The 26229-nt window shown below is 49.2% G+C and carries 18 protein-coding genes; 8 read left to right on the top strand and 10 right to left on the bottom strand.

Features of this window, described 5'->3' with window-relative positions; all coding sequences use genetic code 11:
* Positions 1 to 6: 6 nt before the first annotated feature.
* The 6 genes from ACFQRK_RS17485 to ACFQRK_RS17460 form a co-directional block, all read right to left on the bottom strand.
* Positions 7 to 1422: a glycoside hydrolase family 140 protein gene (locus tag ACFQRK_RS17485; RefSeq protein WP_379009009.1), complete on the bottom strand. Its 1416-nt coding sequence runs from the start codon at positions 1420 to 1422 to the stop codon at positions 7 to 9.
* Positions 1423 to 1498: 76 nt separating this feature from the next.
* Entirely contained in the window at positions 1499 to 2476 is a 978-nt protein-coding gene (locus tag ACFQRK_RS17480; protein WP_379009007.1) for an AAA family ATPase, read from the bottom strand.
* Complete coding sequence (locus ACFQRK_RS17475) at positions 2440 to 3651, bottom strand: DUF4350 domain-containing protein (protein ID WP_379009005.1); 1212 nt, start codon at positions 3649 to 3651, stop codon at positions 2440 to 2442. Before ACFQRK_RS17475 ends, ACFQRK_RS17480 begins: the two co-directional genes overlap by 37 nt.
* The gene (locus ACFQRK_RS17470) at positions 3648 to 4337 is read right to left on the bottom strand and encodes a DUF4129 domain-containing protein (protein WP_379009003.1); all 690 of its coding nucleotides are present in this window, start codon (positions 4335 to 4337) and stop codon (positions 3648 to 3650) included. Before ACFQRK_RS17470 ends, ACFQRK_RS17475 begins: the two co-directional genes overlap by 4 nt.
* Positions 4338 to 4340: 3 nt before the next feature.
* A complete protein-coding gene (locus tag ACFQRK_RS17465) occupies positions 4341 to 5234 on the bottom strand; it encodes a hypothetical protein (protein WP_379009001.1) in 894 nt (297 codons plus the stop codon).
* Positions 5212 to 6192 (bottom strand): stage II sporulation protein M, encoded by a 981-nt coding sequence (locus tag ACFQRK_RS17460; RefSeq protein ID WP_379008999.1) that lies wholly within the window; start codon positions 6190 to 6192, stop codon positions 5212 to 5214. The genes ACFQRK_RS17465 and ACFQRK_RS17460 overlap by 23 nt, the downstream gene beginning before the upstream one ends.
* 84 nt (positions 6193 to 6276) lie before the next feature.
* Here ACFQRK_RS17460 and ACFQRK_RS17455 point away from each other — a divergent pair, with 84 nt between their 5' ends.
* Both ACFQRK_RS17455 and pruA read left to right on the top strand, forming a co-directional pair.
* On the top strand, positions 6277 to 7014 hold the full coding sequence (locus ACFQRK_RS17455; RefSeq protein ID WP_379008998.1) for an RDD family protein: 738 nt from the start codon (positions 6277 to 6279) through the stop codon (positions 7012 to 7014).
* A gap of 56 nt (positions 7015 to 7070) precedes the next feature.
* Positions 7071 to 8705, top strand: a complete 1635-nt coding sequence (gene pruA / locus ACFQRK_RS17450) for an L-glutamate gamma-semialdehyde dehydrogenase (RefSeq protein ID WP_379008995.1) — start codon at positions 7071 to 7073, stop codon at positions 8703 to 8705.
* A gap of 119 nt (positions 8706 to 8824) precedes the next feature.
* Here the strand turns inward: pruA and ACFQRK_RS17445 are convergent, their stop codons facing one another.
* Positions 8825 to 9487 (bottom strand): carbonic anhydrase, encoded by a 663-nt coding sequence (locus tag ACFQRK_RS17445; RefSeq protein ID WP_379008992.1) that lies wholly within the window; start codon positions 9485 to 9487, stop codon positions 8825 to 8827.
* A 22-nt stretch (positions 9488 to 9509) separates the two neighbouring features.
* A complete protein-coding gene (locus ACFQRK_RS17440; RefSeq protein ID WP_379008990.1) occupies positions 9510 to 11150 on the bottom strand; it encodes a SulP family inorganic anion transporter in 1641 nt (546 codons plus the stop codon).
* A gap of 767 nt (positions 11151 to 11917) precedes the next feature.
* On the opposite strand from ACFQRK_RS17440, the gene ACFQRK_RS17435 reads away from it, so the two are divergent.
* Positions 11918 to 13786 carry a glycoside hydrolase family 2 protein gene (locus tag ACFQRK_RS17435; protein WP_379008989.1) on the top strand — a complete coding sequence of 623 codons (1869 nt, stop codon included), beginning with the start codon at positions 11918 to 11920 and terminating at the stop codon, positions 13784 to 13786.
* Between the two features lie 79 nt (positions 13787 to 13865).
* Here the strand turns inward: ACFQRK_RS17435 and ACFQRK_RS17430 are convergent, their stop codons facing one another.
* Complete coding sequence (locus ACFQRK_RS17430) at positions 13866 to 14651, bottom strand: response regulator (protein WP_379008988.1); 786 nt, start codon at positions 14649 to 14651, stop codon at positions 13866 to 13868.
* Positions 14626 to 17814 (bottom strand): two-component regulator propeller domain-containing protein, encoded by a 3189-nt coding sequence (locus ACFQRK_RS17425; RefSeq protein ID WP_379008987.1) that lies wholly within the window; start codon positions 17812 to 17814, stop codon positions 14626 to 14628. The genes ACFQRK_RS17430 and ACFQRK_RS17425 overlap by 26 nt, the downstream gene beginning before the upstream one ends.
* A 493-nt stretch (positions 17815 to 18307) precedes the next feature.
* On the opposite strand from ACFQRK_RS17425, the gene ACFQRK_RS17420 reads away from it, so the two are divergent.
* From ACFQRK_RS17420 to ACFQRK_RS17400, 5 genes are read left to right on the top strand one after another with little or no spacing between them, the layout of a single operon-like run.
* On the top strand, positions 18308 to 19468 hold the full coding sequence (locus tag ACFQRK_RS17420) for a cellulase family glycosylhydrolase (protein ID WP_379008984.1): 1161 nt from the start codon (positions 18308 to 18310) through the stop codon (positions 19466 to 19468).
* A 37-nt stretch (positions 19469 to 19505) separates the two neighbouring features.
* The gene (locus ACFQRK_RS17415) at positions 19506 to 22538 is read left to right on the top strand and encodes a SusC/RagA family TonB-linked outer membrane protein (RefSeq protein WP_379008982.1); all 3033 of its coding nucleotides are present in this window, start codon (positions 19506 to 19508) and stop codon (positions 22536 to 22538) included.
* A 28-nt stretch (positions 22539 to 22566) separates the two neighbouring features.
* The gene (locus ACFQRK_RS17410) at positions 22567 to 24126 is read left to right on the top strand and encodes a RagB/SusD family nutrient uptake outer membrane protein (protein WP_379008980.1); all 1560 of its coding nucleotides are present in this window, start codon (positions 22567 to 22569) and stop codon (positions 24124 to 24126) included.
* Positions 24126 to 25112 (top strand): glycoside hydrolase family 43 protein, encoded by a 987-nt coding sequence (locus ACFQRK_RS17405; protein WP_379008978.1) that lies wholly within the window; start codon positions 24126 to 24128, stop codon positions 25110 to 25112. The genes ACFQRK_RS17410 and ACFQRK_RS17405 overlap by 1 nt, the downstream gene beginning before the upstream one ends.
* 37 nt (positions 25113 to 25149) lie before the next feature.
* Complete coding sequence (locus ACFQRK_RS17400) at positions 25150 to 26151, top strand: glycoside hydrolase family 43 protein (RefSeq protein WP_379008976.1); 1002 nt, start codon at positions 25150 to 25152, stop codon at positions 26149 to 26151.
* The last annotated feature ends 78 nt before the right edge of the window (positions 26152 to 26229 follow it).

Here is a 26229-nt window from a genome sequence, read left to right as displayed (position 1 = left end):
GCTTATTCACCGCTTGAAATCCGGGATCGCATATCTGGCGGCTGCATCGACTACCAGTACCCAATCGTGGCCGAAGCCCTGTGTAGGTGTAGTCAGTTGTAGCGTTTGGGTGCGACTTACCCTGCCCAGATCCAAGGTTTCCGTAGTGGCTGGATTGAACCACCAGCCTCGTAAAGTGCCGGCTTTGAGTATTGAAGTATTAATCGTTACCGGCTGCCCTTGAGGGATATAAACCATTAGGTAGCTTTTCTTGCGATCCCTGAATGCGCGTATATGCCGTTCTTTTTCGCCCTGTCCACCAGCCACGATGGTTTGGTCGGGAATGCGGTCAATAAACGGGCGCGACTCGATGAGCTGACGGAGGTAACCTACCTGGAAAGCCCCCGGCCGATCGAGCGCTTCTGTCCAGTAGCGGTCAGCGTGGTTAATCTTTTCTTCCCGTTCGCTCCAGAACTGCCAAATACTATGGTGGCCATACGTTACGCCGCAGGCTCCGGCAAAAACCGAACGATAGGTTTGTTTGCGAACATCGTAGTCGTTGAAATATCCACTCTTGGGGTCCCACGTTGGCCAGGGATTTACCGGATGATCTTCATAATTAGGCTCCGAATCCAGGGTAGGCTTGGTTGGAGCTAAGGCTCGGTCCCGTGTTATCCATTCCCATACCGGGACATCGTGTCCCGACCCATGCCCTGACTGCATCATGTTCACATGCAGCCAGGGTTCCTTATGGATCTGCTGCGAGGTCGAATGTGCCCCGCCCGAAATGTGATAGGAAAGAAGCGCTTTTCCTTCGGTAGCTTCCTGTATACCTTTGGCCATGGCCCGCCATATTGGGCGGGTGTCTACGGCGTCATGGATGGCCGGCCGATCCCCCCCTAAAATCCAAATGATATTTTTTCGGTCTTTGTAACGGTCGCCGAGCCAACGGCCATAACGGTAGGCGTTTTCGACGGTAAAAATCTCCGGCCCCACACCCCACATGCGGGTTACCTTGTCGCCCCATGTCGGTAGCAATCCGATGAACAGTTGCCTATCATATGCCGCGTTGATCACTTCGTCCACTAGTTGAAAATACGATTCATTCGGTTTCTCCGGGTCTTGGTCGATCAGTGGAACATCCCCGTAACGATTCGGCCGGCGTAAACCGTCCATCTCAGCCAACACCACCGCCTGGATGACGTTGAATCCTTTGGCTTTCCGGTTGTCGAGATATTGTATGATCTCTTCTTTCGTCAACCGGTGAAACAGTTCCCAGGCCGTATCGCCCAGCCAGAAAAACGGGGTCCCATCCGCATATTGCAGGTAATGGCCGTCGGGCGTAACCTGCAGATCACCGTGCGGCCATTTTGGTTGGGCATAGGCCGAAACGGCAATTGTAAACGCAGCAAAAGCTGCAGAAAATGAATATAGTAGGGGCATAATTAACTTAATTTCTTTCCAAAACAAAATGCTGTTTTCAATGCCGATGCATACAACGTTTATAACGCGGCAATCCTCATCGTGGTACCGCTATTTCTTTGATAATCTGGGATACGATATCGTCCGTAGTAAGCCCCTCCATTTCCCGCTCGGGCGTGAGGATGAGCCGATGGCGCAATACTGCGGGAGCTACACGGATCACGTCGTCCGGCGTGATGAAATCACGGTCGTCCATTACCGCGATTGCCTTGGCCGTGTTGGCTATGGCCAGCGAGGCACGAGGTGAGGCCCCCAGATAAATGGATTTGTGGTTACGCGTTTCGTGTACGATGCGGGCGATAAATTCCAGTAAGTTATCTTCGATATGCAAGCTCTTCACCGTTTTGCGGTGCGCACGGATATCTGCAGTACTAAGTATGGGTTTAATGGAAGCAACTCGTTCATCCAGTTTTTGCGTATGATGATTGGCCAATATCTGTGTTTCTTCCTCCAACGTGGGGTATCCGACTTCTATTTTAACTAAGAAGCGGTCCAGTTGGGCTTCCGGCAACCGGTACGTGCCCTCCTGCTCAATGGGATTCTGTGTAGCCAGTACCACAAACGGTTCATCCATAAGATACGTGTGACCGTCAAGGGTAACCTGCCGTTCCTCCATGACCTCAAACAAGGCCGCTTGGGTTTTTGCAGGTGCGCGGTTGATCTCATCGACCAGGATAACGTGACCGAAAATAGGGCCGGGCTTAAAGCTGAACTCATTTTCTTTCGGATTGAAAACGGAGGTGCCGAGAACGTCCGAAGGCATGAGATCAGGCGTAAATTGAATGCGGGAAAACTTCGCGTCAATGCACTGTGCAATGAGTTTTGCAGTGAGTGTTTTCGCAACGCCCGGTACGCCCTCTATCAGAATGTGCCCGTCGGCTAGAATGCCGGCAATAAGCAGGTCAACCATCTGCCGTTGTCCGACAATAACGGTAGCCAAAAGGTCCTTTATCTGTTGAATGGCTCCCGTTAGGCCAGTCAGGTCAATGCGTTGTTCGAAGTGTTGTTCTTCCATAAAGTCTGTTGATAAAAAAGTTCAAGATGTCGGTGGTACGATACCAATGCCCGGTCGTCGATGGCCCCGCCGCGCTGCAGATCGTTCATGCCCCCGAGGATGTCTAACAAAACGGACACGTCTACACCCGATCGCTGGCTCAGGTACTGCATGAAGTTTTCGTCAACTTCCTGGGTGTTTAACCGATACGCTGTGCGTACATGTTCCAGGAAGTAACGATATTGCTTGGCAAGTATGTCGCGGTTATCGCGCCGTTGGAAATATACCGAGCTAACTACCTGCGCAAATTCGATGCTCGTGTTTTTGAGCGGCTCCAGAACCGGAATCGCCCGTTGGCGGCGCTTGATCCCATAGCCCACAAATGCGACGAGGCTGAACAAGGCAATCAGGTAAGCCGGGCGCAAGTGCTCATCCGTGAGGAATACGTGCATGGGGGATTGTTGTATCCGGTCTCCCATTGCCTGAAAATCGTCCCAGATCACCTCTTGCTGCGGGTTCAGGTAGGACAGTGCTTTGCTTGCAAAGGCGGCGCCATCCGGCGATAAGAGCGCATAGTTGGTGAAATAGTCTGGCGAAGCCATCGCATATAGGCGGCCGTCGCCGATCGGGTACCGGAGAAAGATAGCTTCGCCATTGCCGTTAGTTGCCAATACGGTAGTTCGCGACGTGTCAAATCCGGAAAAATGGCCGCCCGTGATGCGTTTGTCAAACCGGTAACCCGTCTCGGAATGAAGTTTGGGATTTGCAAAGTTCGCTGTGCTAACGCTGTCTCCCCACGAAAGGTGTCCCTGGATTCTCAGCTTCAAGCTGTCGCCCAAAAGGGAGCCGAATGTATGGGCGGCAATAAACAGGTCGTTTCCGCTTTTGACATAGGCCAGCAATTTCTGGTAATCCGTCTCATCGATGTCCAGTTCCGGAGCGATGGCAACGTAAGCGTCCGCCTCGCTACCCAGTTCTTCGAGGGTATTGTACATGCGTTTCCGGTACGGACGGATCGCTACCCCGTCAAAAAGTGTTGAAAATTCATGATACAGAATGTGTGTTCCATACGGGATCTTATCCGTTCTGGCATAGGTCTGCGTCCAGTTCACGGGAGCCGGCTTTCGGTACTGTAGATACAGGAAAGCACCCAGTGCCAGCAAGGCGACGATGATATAGACTTTCAGATCTTTCATGTCAGCTCCTTATCAAACCGTTGGAATGCGGCATGCAATTGCATGAACTGTTGGTGGTTGACGCCGAAATCGCCATACCAGATGTATTCGAATTGCCGGGTGAGTTGTTTAAATTCTGCTTGAACGGGGGCGTCGCCCAGTTCACGCACATAGGTGGCATTCGTCTTAGCTGGCTGCCAATGGATGAGGCCCGAATCGCTGAGTTTTTTCAAGCAATCCAGGTATAACAACCGTACGGCTAATCGGTAGTTGCCCGACTGGACGGCTTTCTCGAGTTCAGCAGCAAAATCAATTTCATGGATGTTTTCGGTACGTTCCGTTAAACCCAGGTCGGTCGTTTTTGGCTTCCGCGAAAAAATACTTGCTGCATCCATTCCCAGTAGTCGCATGACCATGTATAGCAATGCCACGATGCCAGCTACGATGAGCATATTTTTTAGCAATGTCTGGGAACCTTCCCGACTCATCAGTTCCGCGATTTTATAACTTATCCATTGTTTAATGCGTTGCCACCACGATAAGCTGACAGGCTGTTCACTATACTGAAATTCTGCGCGCTCTTTATAGCTGTCAAGTGAAGCCCGATCAAACTGCCGGAGATGCACTGAAGACGTGTCGGCATAGACAGGTCCGCTCAGCCAGCAAAAGCAGCAGAGCAACCCAAGGATATGTCGGACCTTCCGCATGGTTTAGTATTCTTCATCCGGCAGATCCCTGCCCGTTTCGGTGTTGGTGCCCAGATTTTGAATGCGTTCCATCAGTCCGGTGCCTTCTTTTTCTTCACTGAGGCTGAAATAGGAAAGAGCCATTGTAATCGTAGGAAGGGAATAGACCAGCATTCCGAAGGATTGAATCACTACGTTCAGTATGGCTCCGGTGAGCGACAAAGAAGAGGACTCGCCGAACAAAAAACTGCTCATTGTCATCAACGTGCCCGGCAGGGCAACTAATCCGACGCTGAAGTAGGCAATTAACCAAACGATAAAAAGGGCTCCGAACGTTTTCCACCAATGGTCTTTTATTAAGGTAAACGCCCGGGTAAATGCCTGATCAAAAGACGCATCGTCCATGATAACAATCACATATACCAGACTGGCAATGGGAAACAAATAAACGCCCGGAAGGACACAAAATAGGGTGGCAATCATGACGATGATGAACAGGAGGAGCGATGCGAGGGTAAATCGCCAAAAATGCGCTTTGCAGGCCTGCCAAACTTCTTCTTTTGTCGGAACGGTATTGCCATTTTTCTTGTATAGATCAATGAAACACAAGGTGACCAGCTGTACGACCGTATAAGAAAGGAAATAAAAAAGGAAATACAACGCGTAATTAATCCCAAATCCGGGAACAAATGTGGCATTGCTAAACACCCCCAGCGTACCCGCTCTTTCAGCACCCAGGAGTTCGATGGTCTTAATCTGGATAAGAATTCCGGTAGCTATGGAGGCCAGGATAAAAATAAGGTTGATGTAAAGCAGCGGTGTGAACAGTGCTTTGAAATTTTGCTTGATAAAATTGATGCTGTCGTTAATGATTTCGCCAAAATCACGGGTACGGCTAAATTCGACTTTCGGTTCCATGGTGCAAATTAGTTAGTTGGGAGGATTGATGTAAGCGGTTCGGATAGATGACCACATACCAAACGATAAAAGCAAGCGAACTCGCCAATATGGAGCAGCTCAGCCACAAGGGCATGTCGGTATGACGGGTTACAAAGCCTTCGAGGAAAGCCGCCGTAAGAAAAACAGGGATCAAACCGATGATCATTTTCAATCCGTCCTTGGCCCCCTGCTTGAAAGCAACCATCCGTTTGTACGTCTTTGGAAACAAGAAACTGTTGCCCATGACAAGACCCGCGGCGCCCGCTATGACAATGGCTGAAATCTCCAGCGTGCCATGGATCCAGATGACCAATACCGAATCCCAGCCCAGCCCCTTGCTGAAGAAATAATATTGAAACGATCCCAGCATGATGCCGTTGCGGATCAATACGTAAAGTGTACCTACCGAAAAGATGATTCCCATGGCAAAGGCAAGAAACGATACCCAGATATTATTGATGGCGATGAAAAAAAACATCTCAAACGAATCCGCTTGTTTGTAAACCCCGAAGGGATCTCCGTTTTTAATATTCTCATTGGTCATGTTTACGTATTGGTCGCCCAAGATGAGCCGCACGAAGGTATCGTCGTAACGGGCAGACAATGCCCCCATCAGGCAGAAAGTCAGGAAGAACAGAAACGCATACAGCAGCTGCTTTTCATGATGTTTGAAAAGTAACGGCAGCTCATATTTCCAAAAGGAAAGAAACCGTCCGCCTTTTTCCCGTTTATTCCGATAGATTGACTGATGCAATTTGGCAGCAAGCCCATTGAGATAAGCCGTTGTGCGCGATTTGGGATAGAAAGTTTTGGCATATGCAAGGTCATCCGTAATTGAAATAAAACGGTCCGCCAGTTCATCCGGTGAAGTCGACTGCAGATTTTCAAAATGCTCCCACTTCGCCGCATTCTGCTTTACAAATAACGCTTCGCGCATATTTCAATCCCTTATCGTCAATGGTTGGCAATAAAAATAGCAAACATCGGTCAATGTTGTATCACATCCGTTATATTTGTTCAAATGAACACAATCAAGGTCGGCACTACACAAAATATCGATATCGAGTACGATGTTGCGGGGCTTGGCGAACGCATTGCCGCTCGGCTCATTGATATGGGGATATTTATTCTGCTTTATTTTTTAGGACTCATTTTCGCGGGCATGCTGGCGGGAGCGGGTGTGGGTGAGGTCGGTTTTATCGTGCTCTTGGTTATTTATGGAGCGCTGTACGTATTCTACGACTTGGTCTGTGAACTCTTTTTCAATGGGCAAAGTGTCGGCAAGCGAGCCATGAAAATCAAGGTCATCAGCTTGGACGGCGCCCAGCCCAGCCTGGGCCAATACCTCCTGAGGTGGACCTTTCGGATTGTTGATTTCTTACTTACCAGCGGCCTCGGTGCACTGATATCGGTGGCGGTAACCGCTAATAAGCAGCGTATCGGCGATATTGTCGCCAATACGACCCTCATTAAAACTACGCCACGGACGGGATTGTCCGCAGTCGCATTCAAACCGTCAGCCGAAAATTATCAACCTCAGTTTCAAAACGTCGATTTGTTAAGCGACCGGGACATTGCCTTGGTGCATGAAGTGTTGCTTAACTATGCGAAATCAGGGAACAGCCTCCTGATTTACCAATTGGCAGATAAGCTTAAAAACCTGCTGAATGTGGCAATTCCCGAGGGGATGGATGAACTAAAATTCCTTCATACCATCGTCAAAGATTACAATGCCGTCACAGCTAGGGAGACAAATTAATTGCACAGTCTAGCCGGTTTTGGTAGCTTTGTTGCGTCACACAAATGAATGATAACATGTTAAAAGGATTTTTTAAAGTGCCGGATCCGGTAAACGAGCCGGTACTCTCGTATGCCGTGGGGAGCAGGGAACGCAAGCTATTGCAACAAGCCCTGCGGACAGCCCTAGCTGAACAAGTGGATATTCCGATGTATATCGGAGGCAAAGAAGTCCGCACCGAGCGGAAGATGGCGATTCATCCACCACACGCACATAAACAGTTATTGGGGCATTACCATTACGGCGATAAAAGCCATGTGCAGGCCGCGATCGATGCTGCACTTCGTGCAAAGTCCGCCTGGGAAGGACTGGCCTGGGAGGAACGGGCAGCAATCTTTCTGAGAGCGGCCGACCTGATTGCAGGTCCGTATCGTTATAAGTTGAATGCGGCAACTATGCTCGGCCAGTCAAAAAATGCGTTTCAGGCAGAGATTGATTCGGCTTGTGAGATCGTGGATTTTCTCCGGTTCAACGTCAGGTACATGAGTGAAATCTACGCACAGCAGCCACCGGTTTCGCCGCGGGGCAGCTGGAACCGGGTAGAGCAGCGCCCGCTGGAAGGGTTCGTGTTTGCCCTGACGCCGTTCAATTTTACAGCGATCGCTGGCAACTTGCCCACTTCGGCGGCATTGATGGGAAACGTGGTAGTATGGAAACCGGCCGATACACAGGTGTATTCCGCCCATGTGCTGATGGAAGTATTCCGCGAGGCAGGTATTCCCGACGGGGTGATTAACCTGATTTATGTTGATGGACCGGAGGCTGGCGAAGTGATTTTCAAACACCGCGATTTTGCGGGAATTCACTTTACCGGATCGACGGCCGTGTTCCAGCAGATATGGAAAACCATTGGAGAAAACATCCACCGCTACCGGAGTTACCCGCGGATTGTCGGAGAAACGGGGGGCAAGGACTTCATCGTGGTGCACCGTTCGGCGGATGTGAAAGTGGCAGCCACTGCCATCGTTCGGGGTGCCTTCGAATACCAGGGGCAGAAATGCTCTGCAGCGTCCCGGGTTTATATTCCGGAATCGTTGTGGCCGGAATTGAAAGGACTGATTGTGAAGGATGTCGCATCGTTCAAAATCGGTCCCGTAGATGATTTCAGCAATTTCATTAATGCGGTCATCGACGAGAAGTCGTTCGATAAGCTCGCAAAATATATCGATGCAGCAAAACAGGATCCCGATGCGGAGATCCTCGTAGGGGGGACCTACGATAAAAGCGAAGGTTATTATATCCATCCGACGGTGATCCGTGCGCAACGGCCTGACTATGTGACGATGTGTGAGGAACTGTTTGGGCCGGTGCTTACCGTATACGTTTATGAAGACGAAAAATGGGAAGAAATCCTGCAGGTTATTGATAGCACTTCCATCTATGCATTAACCGGCGCGGTAATAGCCCGCGACCGCTATGCAATCAGTGAGGCAACGCATGTCCTGCGTCATTCCGCGGGTAACTTCTACGTCAACGATAAGTGTACCGGTGCCGTTGTTGGACAGCAGCCTTTTGGCGGTGCGAGAGGTTCGGGTACGAACGATAAAGCCGGATCGATGATCAACCTGCTAAGGTGGGTGTCGCCACGGACCATCAAGGAGACGTTCGATCCGCCAACGGATTATCGGTATCCTTTTATGGAGCAGGAATAGGTTTATTCGGAACGACTTCGTTATGCGACAAACAAACGTGTTGGTCTGCGAAGAAAAAAGAGTATGCAAAAAAAAGACGGGGTTGATGGCCCCGTCTTTTTTATGATTGATCTTTCCCGTTATTTATACGCAAACACTTTGCCCAAGCCTACGCTGTCCGTAAACGTGATATCCAGGTCGATCAATTTGCCGGTGGCAATATCAATAACCATCCCATGCACCGCCAGGTCATCTCGTTCCTTCCAGGCGTTTTGCACAATTGACGTGGTACACAGGTTGAATACCTGCTCGGCAACATTGAGTTCGACCAGGCGGCTTACCTTTTGTTCCTCATCTTCAATGGCATCGATTTCGTCGCTGTGGAATCGGTATACATCCTTGATATGGCAGAGCCAGTTGTCAATGATGCCGAATTGTTTACGGCTGAGCGCTGCCGCGACACCCCCACAGCCGTAGTGGCCCGCTACGATAATGTGCTTTACTTTTAATACGTTGACAGCGTAGTCAAGCACGCTGAGCATATTCATGTCCGAATGGACACACATGTTCGCAATGTTGCGATGAACGAATACTTCACCCGGCTGGGTATTCGTGATTTGGTTGGCGGGAACCCGGCTGTCGGCGCAACCGATCCACAATAACTCCGGACTTTGGCCTTTCGCCAATTGTTGGAGTTTGCCTGTCGTGTCTTCTTTTACTTCTTTAACCCAAACGTCGTTACCGGCTAATATTTTTTCGAAACTCGCTTTTAAAACTGGGTTCTCTAATTGTTTTTTATACATGTTGATATTTCGTTTAAAGTAATTAAATGGTCTCCGTTGTTTTTTTGATCGTCGCTTTCCGTTTCAGGGAATCATTTTTCAGGATTGCCTGCGTAAAACGCTTGATGTTAGGCACGTTCTTCTTATTCACGATACCCACCAGTTCGATCGTTTTTCCTTTACTTACCGCATTTTGTTCAAAATCTTTGATGACTTCGATAACATCCTTGTCAATAAAGCGGCTCTGTGAACCATCAATAATGATTTCATTGATGCGTCTTGGAAGTCCATAAAGCGCTTTTTGTATCGCTGCTTTGTTGAGGAATGTCACTTCTTCTGCTAAGGTAAAAGTTATTTTCGCTCCGTCCTCATTTTCTTCCACATCATATTCAAATGCATTGGAAAGATTGTTCCTTAGGATATAGAACATCGCAACCAGTAGACCCACACCGACACCGGTAAGCAGGTCCGTGAACACCACGGCAAGGATGGTTACAACAAATGGCACGAACTGATCGAGGCCCTTGTGCCACATTTGTTTGAACGACGAGGGTTTTGCCAGCTTATAGCCCGTGTGCAACAAAATTGCCGCCAAACAGGAAAGGGGGATCAGGTTGATGATTGACGGGATAGTAATCACCGCCAGCAATAGCCAGATACCGTGCAATATCGCGCTTTGTCGAGTGCGTCCGCCGGAATTCACGTTGGCTGAAGACCGGACAATCACCGCCGTCAGTGGTAGTCCGCCCAACAAACCGGAACTCATATTTCCGATTCCCTGTGCGAATAGTTCCCGATTGGTCGGAGAAACCCGTTTGAAGGGGTCTATTTTATCAACGGCTTCCAGGCTAAGCAGTGTTTCCAAACTCGCAATGATGGCGATGGTAATCGCTACGATCCAAACCTCTTTATTTACGATCTGGGTAAAGTCAGGAAAGGTAAATAGGCCCAGAAATTCGTTAAATGAGTTGACCACGGGGATAACCACTAGGTGATTCTCAGCCAATTCAAAGCTCGTGCCCGCAAAGGACAGACTTAACAATACACCCAGGATTACCACGACCAAAGGTGCGGGAACGATGCTTAACTTTTTGAATTTCGGCCACAAGATCAAAATAGCTAACGAAAGGATACAGATAATAGTAGCGCCGTAATTTATGGCTCCAAAGGCTTTTTGTAATGCCGAAAATGTGTTTTCGCTATTAAGTTGGATAAAACTTTCCTCTCCGAAGAAACTCGAGTCGTACCCCACGGCGTGGGGCAATTGCTTGAGTATAATGATAATGCCGATCGCAGCGAGCATGCCGAGGATGACCGACGAAGGAAAATAGTTGCCAATCATTCCTGCCCTGATAATGCCCAGCACTACCTGGATCATTCCCGCTAGCAACACCGCTAATAAAAATGTTTCAAAAGCACCTAATTGCTCAATGGCGCCTAAGACGATCACCGTAAGGCCGGCAGCGGGGCCGCTCACACTAAGTTGCGAGCCACTAAAAGACGCGACGACTATGCCTCCGATAATTCCTGTCAATAAACCAGCAAATAAGGGTGCGCCCGAGGCTAGCGCGATGCCCAAACATAAGGGCAAAGCGACCAGGAAGACGACAATACTTGCCGGAAAATCATATTTCAAATCCCGCTTTGACAGTTTCAAAAACGCGGATGTGCGTGTACCAAACATATGGATAAATATTAATAAACTATATACATGATTTCACAGCCTAAGAAACCTAAATTTAGGTTCCGCAGACTCGAAGCCTACTGCTCATGGCCGATCATTGACCGGTAGAGCATATAAGCTGATCAGGAGGGCAATCGTAACGATGCCTCAACAAGATAATAAACAGAAATCTGTACTAGCAGTTTGGAGGGGGGGTCGGTACGCTTGGATAAAACGCACGGATGTGCCGTGCGTCATCAGCGATAAAATTTGCGTTCGTTGTCAGATGAGTAGGCGGTTGCAGACCAAAGTAAAACGACATCTTGGGATACCCTTTGGCGAAAATGTCCTTGACCTGGTCCCCGAGGCCTGATTTACCGTTATTATTTTCGATTTCCAGCTGCAGTACTACTTGCAGCAACGTGTCTCGGTCAAACTTATGAATAAAAATAGGTACCGTAGAAATAAACATTTTTGCAAAAAAGATTGCAAAAAATAATTTAGCGTATATTTCCCTTGTTACCTTCGTTGACATATAATTATGCGATCACTTGGCACAAAAATAATTAAAAGTGGGCTGAATATAGCGAATTTTTGTTGAAATTGTTACAAAAAACAGAGAAATTAACGTTATTTTAATAAATTGACATTCTGGTGATTGAACAGGTCGGAATATGGATAAGACGATTTGTAGAAACATTGAGACAAAAAAGCTGGGTTTTGTCTCTATTTTCGTCCGCTGGAGCCAATAGATAAACTCAGATACAATCTTATAAATAGTAAACCGTATGGAAGTAATAAAAAAAACGAAACACATCTTGGTACTCGGAGGCCTGTGTCTACTGCAGATCGGGCAACTTGTCGGTCAGCCATCGCAGACATGGCAACCTAAGGGAGATCGGATTCAATCGGCATGGGCAACCCAGATCGATCCCGCCAATCCACTTTCTGAATACCCACGCCCCCAGTTGGTACGGGAAAATTGGCAAAACCTCAACGGTTTGTGGGACTATACGATCGTGCCCGGTAAATTAGGCGCGATTCCAGCCCGGTATGAGGGACAGCTTTTGGTGCCGTTTGCGGTAGAATCTGCGCTTTCCGGCGTCGGACGCACCGTAGGTAAAGATAGTTCCCTGTGGTATCGCAGGACCATCGTCATCGACAAGAAGTTACGTAAGCAGCGGGTGCTTCTGCACTTTGGTGCTGTCGATTGGCAATGTGACATCTATGTAAATGGCAAAAAGGCCGGTTCACATGAAGGCGGTTACGATCCGTTTTCAGTTGATATCACTCCTTACCTGGCAAAAGGATCCGAGCAGGAGCTGGTAGTTGGGGTTTGGGATCCCACCGATGAGGGCCCCCAGCCCAATGGCAAACAGGTGGTTCGGCCGCACGGTATCTGGTATACGCCTGTGACCGGTATCTGGCAGACGGTATGGTTGGAGGGCGTGCCCGAAACCCATATTACAGCAACCAAGCATACGCCTGATATCGATCAAGGCAAATTAGCCGTTCAAGCTACCGTGGAAGGGGCAAAAGAAGGCGACCAATTGCGGATTTCCGCTTGGAAAGACCAGGAAAAAGTTGCTGAGGAAACCGTAGCCGTGGGCGGCGAGGTGTCATTGAACATCAACAATGCCGAATTATGGTCGCCCGCCAATCCGTTTCTTTACGACCTCAAGGTAGCGGTGTTGCGCAAAGGAAAAGTGGTGGATGAGGCGTCTTCTTATTTTGCGATGAGAAAGATCTCCATGGAAAAAGATGCAAATGGCATCCAACGCATGTTACTGAATAATGAATTCGTATTCCAGTATGGACCACTTGATCAAGGGTGGTGGCCGGATGGACTATATACCGCGCCGACCGATGAAGCCTTGCGTTTCGATGTTGAAAAGACCAAAGCCATGGGTTTCAATATGATCCGCAAGCACATAAAAGTAGAGCCCGCCCGTTGGTACCACCATTGTGACCAACTAGGGCTGCTCGTATGGCAGGATATGCCTAGTGGCGACCTAGGGGGCAATCATTGGGACATGCGGCCCGGTATCACATCAGGCCGGCAACACGATAAAACCCGCAGCGCCGAATCGGAAGCTATCTATCGCAAAGAATGGAAAGCGATCATGGATGCGTTGCATAATTTCCCAAGCATCGTGGTTTGGGTGCCGTTCAATGAAGCGTGGGGACAGTTTAAGACCCAGGAGATCACCGAGTGGACCATGGGGTACGATCCTTCGCGTCTGGTAAACAGCGCAAGTGGTGGTAACTTCTTCCCCACGGGACACATTTTGGACATCCACAACTATCCCGATGCGGTCATGCCGCGTCCCGAACTGTTCGGCGATCAGCAAATATTGGTGCTTGGCGAGTTCGGTGGCCTTGGATTACCTATGGAAGGCCATACCTGGCAGGCGAAGGACAACTGGGGATATCAGAGCTTCAAGAATGTCGACGAACTGAAACGTCGTTACCAAGGATTGGTAAAAGATTTGGCGCGTCTGATTCCGCTGGGCCTGTCGGCAGCTGTATATACGCAGACTACCGATGTGGAAATCGAAACCAATGGACTGATGACCTACGATCGTAAGGTGATTAAAATGCCCGAGGCGGAATTACACCAATGGCATCAGCAGCTGTACGACATCGAAATTGATTAATAAATAGCCGATAGATTGTGCTAGACAAGGGGCGATAAGCCCCTTTTCCGTTTCCACTCTCCATTTTTACGTTCGATTTTCACTTCCTACTTTTTGCCATATACTCGCTTGGTGACATACCGAATTGCTTTTGGAAATTCCGGCCAAAGTGCGTCTGCGAACTGTATCCGACCATGTCCGACACCTCGTAGATTTTGTACTGGCCTTCCGCGAGCAGCTCGGCCGCTTTTTTTAGGCGGGCCACATTGATGAGGTCGTTGGGCGTCAGGTCCGAAATCGCCTTGATTTTACGGTATAGGGTTGGGCGGCTCATGTTCATTTTATTGGCCAGGTGTTCCACATCAAAATTCGTTTCGGCCATATGTTCGTGGATGAGTTCATTTAGCCGTTCCAGAAAGTGTTCATCGGCTTTGGAATGGGCCATGGTCCGGATGTGGGCCAATGGTGAGCTGGCAAAGTATTCTCGGACTTTATTGCGGTTGGAGAGAAGGCTGTGGATCTGCGCCTGTAAGTGTTCGGGTGAGAACGGTTTTTCGATGTAGGCATCTGCCCCCTGTTCAAGGCCCTGGATTTTCGATTGAAGTGTGTTTTTGGCGGTCAGAAGAATCACGGGTATATGGCTGTATTGTAGGTCGGATTTGATGTGTCTGCAAAGTTCATAGCCATCCAGACCGGGCATCATAACGTCACTGACCACAAGCTGGACCGGCTGATCAGCCAACATTTCAAGCGCCTGGCAACCATTTTCCGCACGCAATACCTGGTAGTCATCACTCAGGTCATCCGCGATAAAGTCCAAAATTTCCACGTGGTCATCAACCACCAATAAGGTAGGGCGTTCAGTTTGTTGAGGTGCCGGTTCCATCTTCCTTTTCTTTTGGGTGTTGCTTAAAAGGCAACGTCAGTACAAATACATTCATGTCGTCTTCAGGTAACCCCAATTGGAGGCTACCCTTGTGTAATTGGGCCAATGAGCGGGCAAGTGCAAGGCCCAGTCCGGAGCCTTGTTGACGGTCGGTTGCTTTCAACCTGACAAAGGTTTCAAAAATCTTTTCCCGCATTTCGGGAGGAATCAGATAGCCGTCGTTTTTGACCAAAATGGTAAATTGTGAGTCCGAAGGTCCCCATTCCAGCAATGAAACGTAAATCTTCCGTTCGGCGTACTTGAGTCCGTTGATCAGCAGGTTGCTGACGATCTGGGTAACGGCTTCTTTATCCACAAAAGCAATACAGGGAACAGCCGGCAGGTCTAGCTTAAGCCGGATATTCTTCTGCGCGGCTACCAGTTTGAAGTTGCGGCAATTTTCCCGAAGCAACTCGTTGATGGAGATGGATACGAAGTTCAACTGATAACCCGTCACTTCGGTTTTTCTGAAATCCAGCAGCTGGTCAGTCAGCTCCAGTAAGCGTTCGGTATTACGTTCCATTGTTTGCAAGTGCCGCTTTACCGTTGGCAGTTCGTCTGCCTTTTTCATTACTTTTTCCAGTGGCGCTTTAATCAGCGTAAGCGGTGTCCGGATTTCATGGGTGACGTTCGTGAAAAAATCGATCTTCGCCCGGTAAAGCTCTTCTTCTTTGCGATGCCGCAGCAACTCCAACTTCCGTCTGTTTTTCTCCTTGACGCGTCGGTGATAACTCCGTACCAGATACCATGTGGCCAGCAAAATCAGAATTAGATACAGCAGATAAGCCGGTGCGCTCGCCCAAAACGGGGGCAGGATGGTGATGCGAAGATTTGTCTCCTTGCCTTTGAAACTTCCGCCGCTGTTCGCCACATTCACCCTAAACACATAATCACCGGGTGGCAGTTTGGTGAAATAGGCTCTTCGATTCGTCCGGATGTGCGTCCATTCTTTATCCAGCCCCTCCATCTTATAGGCGTACTCCGTCATCACGGGCGAAACAAAGCTCAAAGCGGCAAAGTCGATGCTGAACGACGACTGATTATATTTCAGCTCAACGGCATCCGTAAACGTGATCGATTGATGAAGAGGCGAACTTTTTTTGTTGATTTCCAATTCGCGGTTATAGACCTGTAATCCAGTAATGTAAACTGGCGGCTGGAAATCGCTTTCCCGATAGTTTGCTGGATTAAACCGGATCAACCCTTTTACACTGCCAAAGTACAAGGTTCCATCGGGAGCCTTGTATGCCGAATTATAGTTGAACTGGTCGCTTAGCAAGCCATTTGCTTGGGTAAACACCTTGATTACTTCCGTTTTCGCATCAAAGCATACCAACCCTTTGGATGTGGTTACCCAAAGTCGGTTATTCGCGTCTTCGAGAATCGCCAGTATGAGGTTGCTTGGTAATCCATGGGCGGTGCCGTAACGTTTGAAAGAGCCGTCAGGGGCATGCAGGCGGCACAAACCGCCTTCGGTGGCTATCCAGAGGGTGCCTTCGCTGTCTTCAAATATCCGGTTCACGCGATTACTGCCGATGCTATTGGGTTTACGGGCATCGTGGGTGAAAAAGCCCCGTCGACCGGTTTTCGGGTTAACATAATATAACCCGTCGCGCCACGTGCCAGCCCAGATCGTTCCCTGGCTATCTTCAAAGAGTGTGGTGTAAAAAATGTGTTCCGGAAATCCATCCAGAAGTCGGAAATATTTCCCTCGCCTTACGTATTCATAGAGGCCTTGTCCCGTTGCCAGCAATATTCGACCGTTCCGTGTTTGGTAACAATTGAATATAAAGTTATTACGTAAGGATCCATCGCTATTTTCAGCGTTGTAATGCTGGATAACCTTTCCGGTATTGATGTCCAGTAAATCCAGTCCATGTTCAAATGTACCGACCCAAAGTGTGTCGCCCGTGACAAGAAGTCCGTGAATGTTTGAGTAGGCAAGGCTATGCGGGCTGCCGGTAGGCTGGTAGTTAGTAATCCGACCGGTTGACAGCTCCATTTTATTGAGTCCTGCGTCTTCGGTTCCAATCCATACGTTTCCGTATCGATCCGCACAGATTTCCCTGACGGCATTGCCCGAAATGGTATTCGTGGCTTCACCCAACGGGAAAAACTTTTCAAAGAACGTATTGGCAGAAGCGTAGTGATTGACGCCGCCGAAATACGTGCCAGCCCAGATGCTGTGCTCACGATCTTTGCATAATGTATAGACTGCGTTGTCCGATAGCGCCCAGGGGTTGCCCCGTTGTTTCCGGAGGTTGGTCCATCGCCCGCTATCATATTGAAAAATGAAAATACCGGATTCGGTTGCTAACCAGTATTCATCGTTTTCATTCTCCAGAATATCCCTGACAAAGATATCCGTGCCATGTGGGTCATGCATTAGCAGGTCGCTGTACGTGCCCGTACCGGTATCAAACACTTTTACCCCCTGTTTGGAAGTGCCGATCAGTAGAAACCCCTCGTCACTGCAATACACTTTTTCAATCCATTGGGAAACCACATGAGGCGAGTGATCGAATAGCGTATATCGGCCTTTTAAACCTTCGGCAGGATGGTAATGGAGGAGGTCGCCCTGCGCGGTTCCCATCCAGACCTCACCCGCTTCCGATACGCCTAGGGAACTTATGAAGTCCAGCGAATTATCGGTGATCTTGGTCAGACGGTCCGAAGCAACCGCATACTTATACAACGTGAGGTTGTCGATAAACCAAACGTTGCCTGCGTGGTCGCCTTTTATCCCGAGTATTTCATTGGTAATGGTTGGGTGGAACAGCGTAAAGGTCTCGGACGTTGGGTCGAAAATATAGATTCCCTGATCGGTGCCAACCCAGACACGTCCGGTTTTGTCCACAAACAATGCCCGGATGAAATTACTGCCCAGTCCGTTTGGATTGTCGGGGTCGCTGTGAAAAACTTTGAATGAGTAGCCATCGAAGCGATTCAGGCCGTCTTTGGTACCAAACCACATAAAACCCATCTGATCCTGTGCGCTGCACAATACGGCATTGTTTGATAAGCCATTTTCTACCTGATAGTGGGTGAAATAGTAGGGCTGGCCGTAGGCATAATTGAAGAATGCCAGCGCAAACAACAGGTATTTCAGCAAAAGCGATCTCACAACAAAAGAACCCTCCCTGGGTATCCAGCCAAAGATAGCGGTAAAATTTGCAAGATCGGGGTATTTGTTTTATATTTGATCAATCAACCCAAAATCTTTTTTCCTCAATCCGGTACGTGTAACGACAAGGTAAGCATGGTCCGTACCCGCCAGGTACCTTCGCTACACTTCCTTCTCAATGAGTCCAAGATGAGTCCAATATAAGTCCAATATGACTCCAATTTTTACAAGTAAAAACTGGACTTACCTGGGACTTATTTTGCTGTTAACTTAGGTCCATGGAGAAGAAGGTGCACATAGGTCCACTTGTAGGTACAGAGAACGTTTGAACTCAGATAAGGAAGGGGCTAGGTCAACTAGCGTTGTTGCTAAGGTACCAAAAAATCATTGAGACAAAATAGGGAAAAATTGAAACAAATTGGTATCGAAGTCAGCGAGCATAATACCGTCCTTTGTCATTGAGGAAGGCAATAAGCCTAATTGATAACCAACGATGAGACCCGTAGCAATGCGTTTTTTTAGTACATTTTTATTTTTTGCGGCATTATTTGCCTGTATCCTATCAGCTTGTAGTAACCAAAGTGAAAACGTTAACCGTGATCCAGAACGTGGTATCTGGACAGCCGAAGAAGCGAATGCCTGGTATGCCCGGCAAGGTTGGTTGGTAGGCCCCAACTATACACCCGCTACGGCGATTAACCAATTGGAAATGTGGCAAGAGGATACCTTCGATCCCGAAACCATCGATAAAGAGTTAGGGTGGGCCAAGGAACTCGGAATGAATACGGCCCGGGTGTACCTGCATGATCTGCCCTATGAACAGGATTCAGCAGGGTTTATCGACCGGATCGACCATTTTCTGCGGTTGGCGGATAAGCACGGCATCCGTCCTTTGCTCGTTTTTTTTGATTCATGCTGGGATCCGTTCCCGGTTGCAGGCAAGCAGCGTGCCCCCAAACCACATGTGCATAATTCAGGATGGGTGCAAAGCCCCGGACAGCACGCTTTGAAAGACTCAACGCAATATCCCCGTTTGGAACGTTATGTGAAAGGCATTGTTGCGCATTTTGCCGATGACGACCGGATTTTGGGCTGGGATGTATGGAACGAACCGGATAACATGACCGGCCCCTCTTATGAAGCCGTGGAAATCAAGGATAAGGTATCCTATGTGTTGCCCTTGCTGGAGCAGGCATTCGAATGGGCTCGATCAGCGAATCCATCCCAGCCGTTGACCTCCGGCGTTTGGGCGGGCAATTGGTCGTCAGACAGTACCTTGAAGCCGATCGAACGGTTGCAGATCGAGCAGTCGGATGTCATCAGCTTTCATAACTACGATACGCCGGAAGATTTCGAGAAGCGTATCCAACAGCTCCAGCGCTATGGTAAACCGATTCTATGCACCGAGTACATGGCACGTCCGAATGGCAGCACATTTGCCGGATTTCTGCCGATCGCAAAAAAACATAACGTAGCTATGTTTAACTGGGGGTTTGTGGATGGCAAGACCCAAACCATCTATCCGTGGGACAGCTGGACTAAAACGTACACTGCGGAGCCGCCGTTGTGGTTCCATGACATTTTCAGGGGTGATGGTACGCCTTATAAGCAGGAAGAAGTGGAGTTGATTAAAGACCTTATTAAAACACCATAGACGTTATTTTAATAACGATAAACCAAACATAAGCAACATGATACAGCGCATTTTCATTTATTTCTTACTCCTTGCCGGTATCTGCTCGTCCGCATTCGCGCAGCAGGTATTGAACGGACAGGTAGTGGACGGAGACGGGCAACCCTTGCCCAATGCGACCATCGCAGTCAAAGGAACCTCCCAGGGTACCGTCGCCGATGAGGAGGGACGGTTCAAACTGGAGGTTGCCGATGGAAACGCCGTCATTGTCATTACCCACCAGGGTTATTTACCCTTGGAGGAGCCGGTTGGTACGCAACGCGACCGTATATTCACACTTCAGGTGGATGAAGCGCAAGCAACCCTGGAAGAGGTGGTGGTGATCGGTTACGGAACGACCCGGAAAAAGGATTTAACAGGTGCCGTGTCGGTCATAAACCCGAGGGAATTGACCAAGACCGGGGCAAGTACCATCGGGTTGGCCATGCAGGGACTGGCTACGGGGGTAAGCGTACGAAATACCGGAAATGCCGGGGCGGATGCCAATATCGAAATCCGCGGTGTGGGTAACCTCACCAACAATGCCCCGCTTTGGGTGATAGATGGGATGATCACCACCGGCGGTGCCGATTTCAATCCCAACGACGTGGAATCCATTCAGATTCTGAAGGATGCTTCAGCCGCAGCCATTTACGGTTCCCGGGCCGCCAATGGGGTTATTATCGTTACGACCAAGTCGGGCGGAAAGGGGCCGATGAAAGTTGACGTCTCGGTCAGGGAGTCGTTTGATTGGTCGCCGAAATACGACCTGATGGGGGCCGAGGAGTATAAGAAATATAACGACATGGCCTATCAGGAAGGGATTAACGATGGCGTTTGGAACCGCGGACTACAAAATCATGCCAACTTCGATACGGATTGGCAGGAGGAGACCATGAAAACCGCGCTGGTTCAGGATTATAACATCTCCCTGTCGGGCGGTGGAGAATCGGGCAACTATTTCATTTCCGGAGGGTATTACAACAACGAGGGGATGATGTACGGCAACTCGTTCGATCGGTACACGTTTCGGGTCAATACCAGCGGCAAGCGCGGTATTTTTTCGTTTGGTGAAACGTTCAATTTTGCTCAGACGGACCGCGATCCCTTGCAGACCTCACCCTATGTCGACGTCGTCCGCATGCTGCCCACCATCCCTGTCCGTGATCCAAACAACCCGGGTGGGTACGGCTATGGCAACGAAGCCAATGCCCGTACATTCGGTACCAATCCCATCGCGCGTGAGGACTTAGAAGCGACCAATACCAAGATTTACCGGTTGCGGGGCACGCTTTGGGCGGAAGCGAGGATTACCGATTTTTTGACGTATAAGATAAACGGTGGTATTGATTATATTTTCGACGACTACCGCTATTTCCGGGGCATGGGCAACTGGAGCATGAATCAGGAGTTCAGGGATCCTACGGGACAGAAGAACCGGATCAAGGAAACCAATGAGCTCATTGAGAATACACTGAATCTTAACAAGGACTTTGGTAAACATCACATTGATGCCGTAGCCGGTCTGACGTATCAGCACTTTTATTGGGAAGACGTCGGTGCACAGCGGCTTCGTTTTCCCTTGTTGGGAGGCGATTATCTAACGGTATTGAGTGCTGGGCAGGCCAACCAGACCAACTGGAACACCATTGGCGAAAACGCCCTAATTTCGTACCTCGGACGGGCCAATTACATCTACGACGATCGGTATTTCCTGACGCTGACCTATCGCCGTGACGGTTCTTCCAAATTGGCTAAGCAGTACCGGTGGGAAGATTATTATTCAGTTTCCGGTGCCTGGCGCATCAGCAGCGAACCCTTTTTCCAGTCGTCCTGGATCAACGACTTGAAATTGCGGGCCAATTACGGCCAGCTTGGCAATGCAGCGTTCGGTTCGGGAAATTCTGGGCATTGGGATTACATGAATACGGTGAACTCGAATATCGTAACGGTATTCGGCATTGACCAATCACTGATCAACGGCGCCACCCAAGTACGGATTCAGAATGAAGACCTGCGGTGGGAACGGACCGAGCAGGTCAATATCGGATTGGATGCCGCGTTTCTGTCCAATCGGTTAAGCGCAACGGCTGAATACTACCGGTCGACTACTTCGGATGTGCTGACTGCCATGCAGATCTCGATGACGACCGGGCATACAGGGCCCAACCCATTGGCAAATGCCGCAAGTATACAGAACAGTGGCTTTGAACTGTCGACAACGTGGCGTGATCAGGTGGGAGATTTCAATTATTCGGTGGGAGCCAACGTGACGACCCTGAATAATAAGATTCTCAAGCTCGGTTATGGAACACAGGTGTTCTATACCGGGCAGACCCGGAGCGAGATCGGCAGGTCACTCGGCGAGTTTTACCTGCTGAAAACCGATGGATTATTCCGTACGCAGGACGACATCGATAATTATGTGAATTCGCAGGGCGTGCCGATTACGATCGAAGGGAAAAGGCCAAAGCTCGGCGACCTACGGTACATAGATACGGATGATAATGGCGTGATTACGACCAACGACCGGCAGATTGTCGGCGATCCGTGGGCAGACCTCCAACTGGGTCTGACTGCTAATTTATCCTGGAAAAATCTCGATTTCTCCATGCAGTGGTATGGGCAGTTTGGCAATGAAATCATCAATGGTGCACTGCGTCAGGGTAGATTTTTTTCGGACAACTCCAACTACATCCGGTTTGAGCCGGGTAATGAGCCCTATCAGGAGAATCCCAACAGCAATTTCCCCCGCATTATTTATGGGGATATGCGGAACACACGCGGAGATACCGACCTGTGGCTGGAGAGTGGCTCGTTCTTCCGCATGCGGAATGTCCAGATCGGCTATACCTTCCCACAGCGCTGGCTAGCCAAGGCGGGAATGAATACGCTGCGGGCTTACGTGAGCGGCAACAATCTGATTACGCTGACGAAATATACCGGGCTTGACCCCGATTTCATCAACACGAGCGTGTGGGACCGCGGAACGGACAATATGGCGTTCCCGAATGCGCGTACCATCATGTTGGGATTGCAGGTTAATTTTTAAGAGAGGGATCTTTAAAATGCAGACGAAGATGAAGACATATCAATTGATCATGCTGGGTGTGGGGCTCAGCCTATTGGCGGGAGGTTGCAACAAAAACTTATTGGATATCGATAATCCCAATGAGGCGCCCGTCCATACGTTCTGGCAAACCGAATCCGATGCACAGATGGGCATCAACGCGGCATACAGCAGTTTATATAAGGAAGGCACCTGGATGCGGTGGCTGTCGTTTCGCTACGACCTGTCCTCCGACGAAGGCTGGAGCAGTAGTCCGTGGAACGAATTGGGAGATTGGACCCGGTTTAATTATGTGAATTATAACTTTTTTGAAGGTAACAATGTGCATTGGGCCAATTTCTATGCCGGGATATTCCGTGCCAATCAGGTGCTCACCAAAGTTCCCGCTATTGAATTCGCCGATCAACAGGTGAAGGACCAGGTGTTGGGGCAGGCGTCGTTCCTGCGGGCGTTATGGTATTTCCAGATTGCTACGCTTTGGGAAAAGGGTGCGCTGGTATTGGAGCCCAAGGATCCCAGCTACGTACCGGAGGAAGCTTCTGAGGAAGCTATCTGGGCACAGGTAGAAGCCGATCTTACGGATGCCATCGCTAAATTACCAGAAAGCTGGGACGGCAACAATGTGGGTCGTGCTACCATAGGGGCTGCCAAAGCCTTGCTGGCAAAAGCGTATATGCAGCAACACAAATATGCGGAAGCTCGGGATGAACTAAAATGGCTGATCGATCGGGAAGGAAGTCTATACGGGTTGGTTGATAATTACCTGGATAATTTTACGCACCTGCGCGAAAATAATATCGAAAGTGTATTCGAAATCCAATTTGATGACGAAAACAAAGGCGGGACAGGCGACGACATTTCCATGGCAACGGGATTTCAGCGCACCCAGTTTTATGCACCCGGGGGAATTGGCTGGCAGGACGGAAAGGCACGTTCATGGTTGGTTGGAGAATATAAAAAGGAGAAAAACCTGGAGGGCACCAACGATATCCGGCTTTACCATAATCTGTATTACAAGGCGAGCGCCACAGACTTTCCGGATGAAAATGCGTTGATTTACGGAAGGCCATGGAACGATGCGGATTGGGGGGATCACCTGTATATCCGGAAATATTCCACGGGGTATTACCGGAACTTTGAAGACTATTTCGCCCCCAACAATTACCGTCTGATCCGTTATGCCGACATCTTGCTGATGTATGCGGAATGTCTGGTGGAAACCGGGGGAACACCAGCTCAAGCGGCTCAATATGTTAATAAGGTGCGCCAACGGGCTTCTACGAATTTACCAGCGTTGGAAAATAGCATATATGCCGATGCGCTGACGTCAAGTGAACGTTTTCTTAAACATTTGCAGATGGAGCGCACGCTTGAACTTTGTTTTGAAGGTTGGCGGTGGGCAGACCTGAAACGCTGGGGACTGCTCGACTCACAGGAAGGAATCGACGAGTTGAAATCGAGAGATGCCGACTTCAATAACTTCATCATCGGTAAACATAGGCGTTTGCCTATTCCACAAATCGAAGTGGATAATAGCGGTGGGCAATTTACGCAAAATCCGAATTACTGATGAAATTGTTTAAAAGCAAGAAGTATTGGTTGCCCTTGGCAGCGTTCGTTTTATTAATGACGGTAAACTGTTCGTCGGACGCCTCGGTAGGTGAACCGGAAGAGCCAGCGAAGAAAGCAGAATCGCAGGTGTTCTTCGGAGATCCGTTCATTATGCTGTATGAAGGCACTTATTATGCTTACGGTACTGCAGAGGAGGACGGGATTGCCGTGCTGGTATCGCAAGATTTGTTGACGTGGGAGTCGGTCGAGGGCAATCGGCTGGCCTTAAGCAAGCAGGATTCCTGGGGCGACCGTTGGTTCTGGGCACCGGAAGTCTACCCGGCAAACGGCAAATTCTACATGTACTATACGGCAAGCGAGCATATTTGCGTGGCTGTCGCCGATAGTCCGTTGGGGCCCTTTAAACAGGCCGAAAAAAAGCCGATGATCCCGGGAGAGAAGTGCATCGACAACTCGCTGTTCATCGATGACGATGGAAAGCCGTACCTGTTTTTCGATCGCTTCAACGATGGCCTGAACATCTGGGTGGCCGAACTGGAAGACGACCTTATGACCCTCCGGCCCGAAACCATGAAGAAATGCATCAACGTTTCCCAGCCGTGGGAGGAGGTGTGGCCACGGGTTAATGAAGGGCCTTTTGTCATGAAACACGGGGGCAAATACTACATGACTTACTCGGCAAACAGCTACGAAAGTCCATTTTATGGAATCGGGTACGCTACGGCTGACCACGTTACGGGCCCGTGGACGAAATATGAAGGGAATCCCATTCTCCAAAAACCCGGAGAACTGGTGGGAGTGGGGCACAGTGCAATGTTTACCGATAAAGCGGGACAATTGCGGATTGTTTTTCATTCGCACCGGAGCGCCACATCCATTCATCCGCGGTACATGAACATCAGTACGGTAGACTTTGTGGAAAAAGACGGTGAGACCATCATGCAGATTGATAAGGAATACATGACGCCAACACTCCTGAAGTAACCTGTGAAAGACTGGAGCCTATTAAACTAACGAAAAGATGAAAACCATTATTTCCTATTCCATCGTTTTAACTACCCTATTGTCAATCCCTGAAATGCGGCTGGCGGCTCAGGAAAAGCAGGAGTTGTTTTTTGCAGACCCGACGATCTACGTCGAAAACGGCAAATACTACCTGACCGGAACCGGTGGAAGCGGAAAAAGGGCGGCATCAGGGTTTGCTGTTTTAGAATCCACGGACCTGAAAACCTGGACCAACCCCGTCGGTGCAAGCGACTCACCGCATATGATCTTAACCAAGGGGCGACAGGCCTTTGGTACCGAAGGCTTCTGGGCGCCGCAACTGTTCCGGGAAGGCAATACCTATTACCTGACTTACACCGCAAACGAACAAACCGTATTAACGCAATCGGGATCGCTACTGGGACCCTATACGCAAGCGGAAGTTGCACCCATCGACGGCTCAGAGAAGAATATCGATTCTTATATTTTTAAAGACGATGATGGTACCCATTATTTCTACCATGTTCGATTTGGTGGAGGCAACTACCTCTGGGTGGCGGAGTTTGACTTGGAAAAAGGGAAGATCAAGCCGGAGACGTTAAAGAAGTGCTTTAACCAAACAGAGGCGTGGGAGGCCACACCCGCTTACGAATCGGCACCCATCATGGAAGGGCCGACCGTCATCAAATTAAAAGGCAAGTATTACCTGTTCTATTCGGCTAACCACTTCATGAACATTGACTATGCGGTTGGTTATGCCGTTGCCGATTCTCCGTATGGTCCATGGGTCAAACAGAAAGACAGCCCGATCCTTCATCGTTCCATTGTTGGTGAAAACGGCTCTGGCCACGGCGATTTGTTTACAGGGCTGGACGGTCAATTGTATTACGTGTATCACGTTCACTTTGACGGACAACAGGTAACGCCGAGAAGGACACGGATTGTTCCCATAACCAAGCAGTGGGATGCCAAGGCAGGCCTTTACAAATTCAGCGTAAATAGCAACGAAATCATTGAACCTGTACAAGGGGAAGAATGATAAAAATCACGTTCTTTTATAACACTTAACGAATGTCTATGTAGTCAAACATTACTTAATTAACCATTACAAAGCTAA

The sequence above is a fragment of the Parapedobacter sp. GCM10030251 genome (assembly GCF_042666505.1).
Taxonomy (GTDB): Bacteria; Bacteroidota; Bacteroidia; order Sphingobacteriales; family Sphingobacteriaceae; genus Parapedobacter.
The sequence above is the reverse complement of the archived record's forward strand: the minus strand, read 5'-3'. Positions and strand labels throughout refer to the sequence as shown.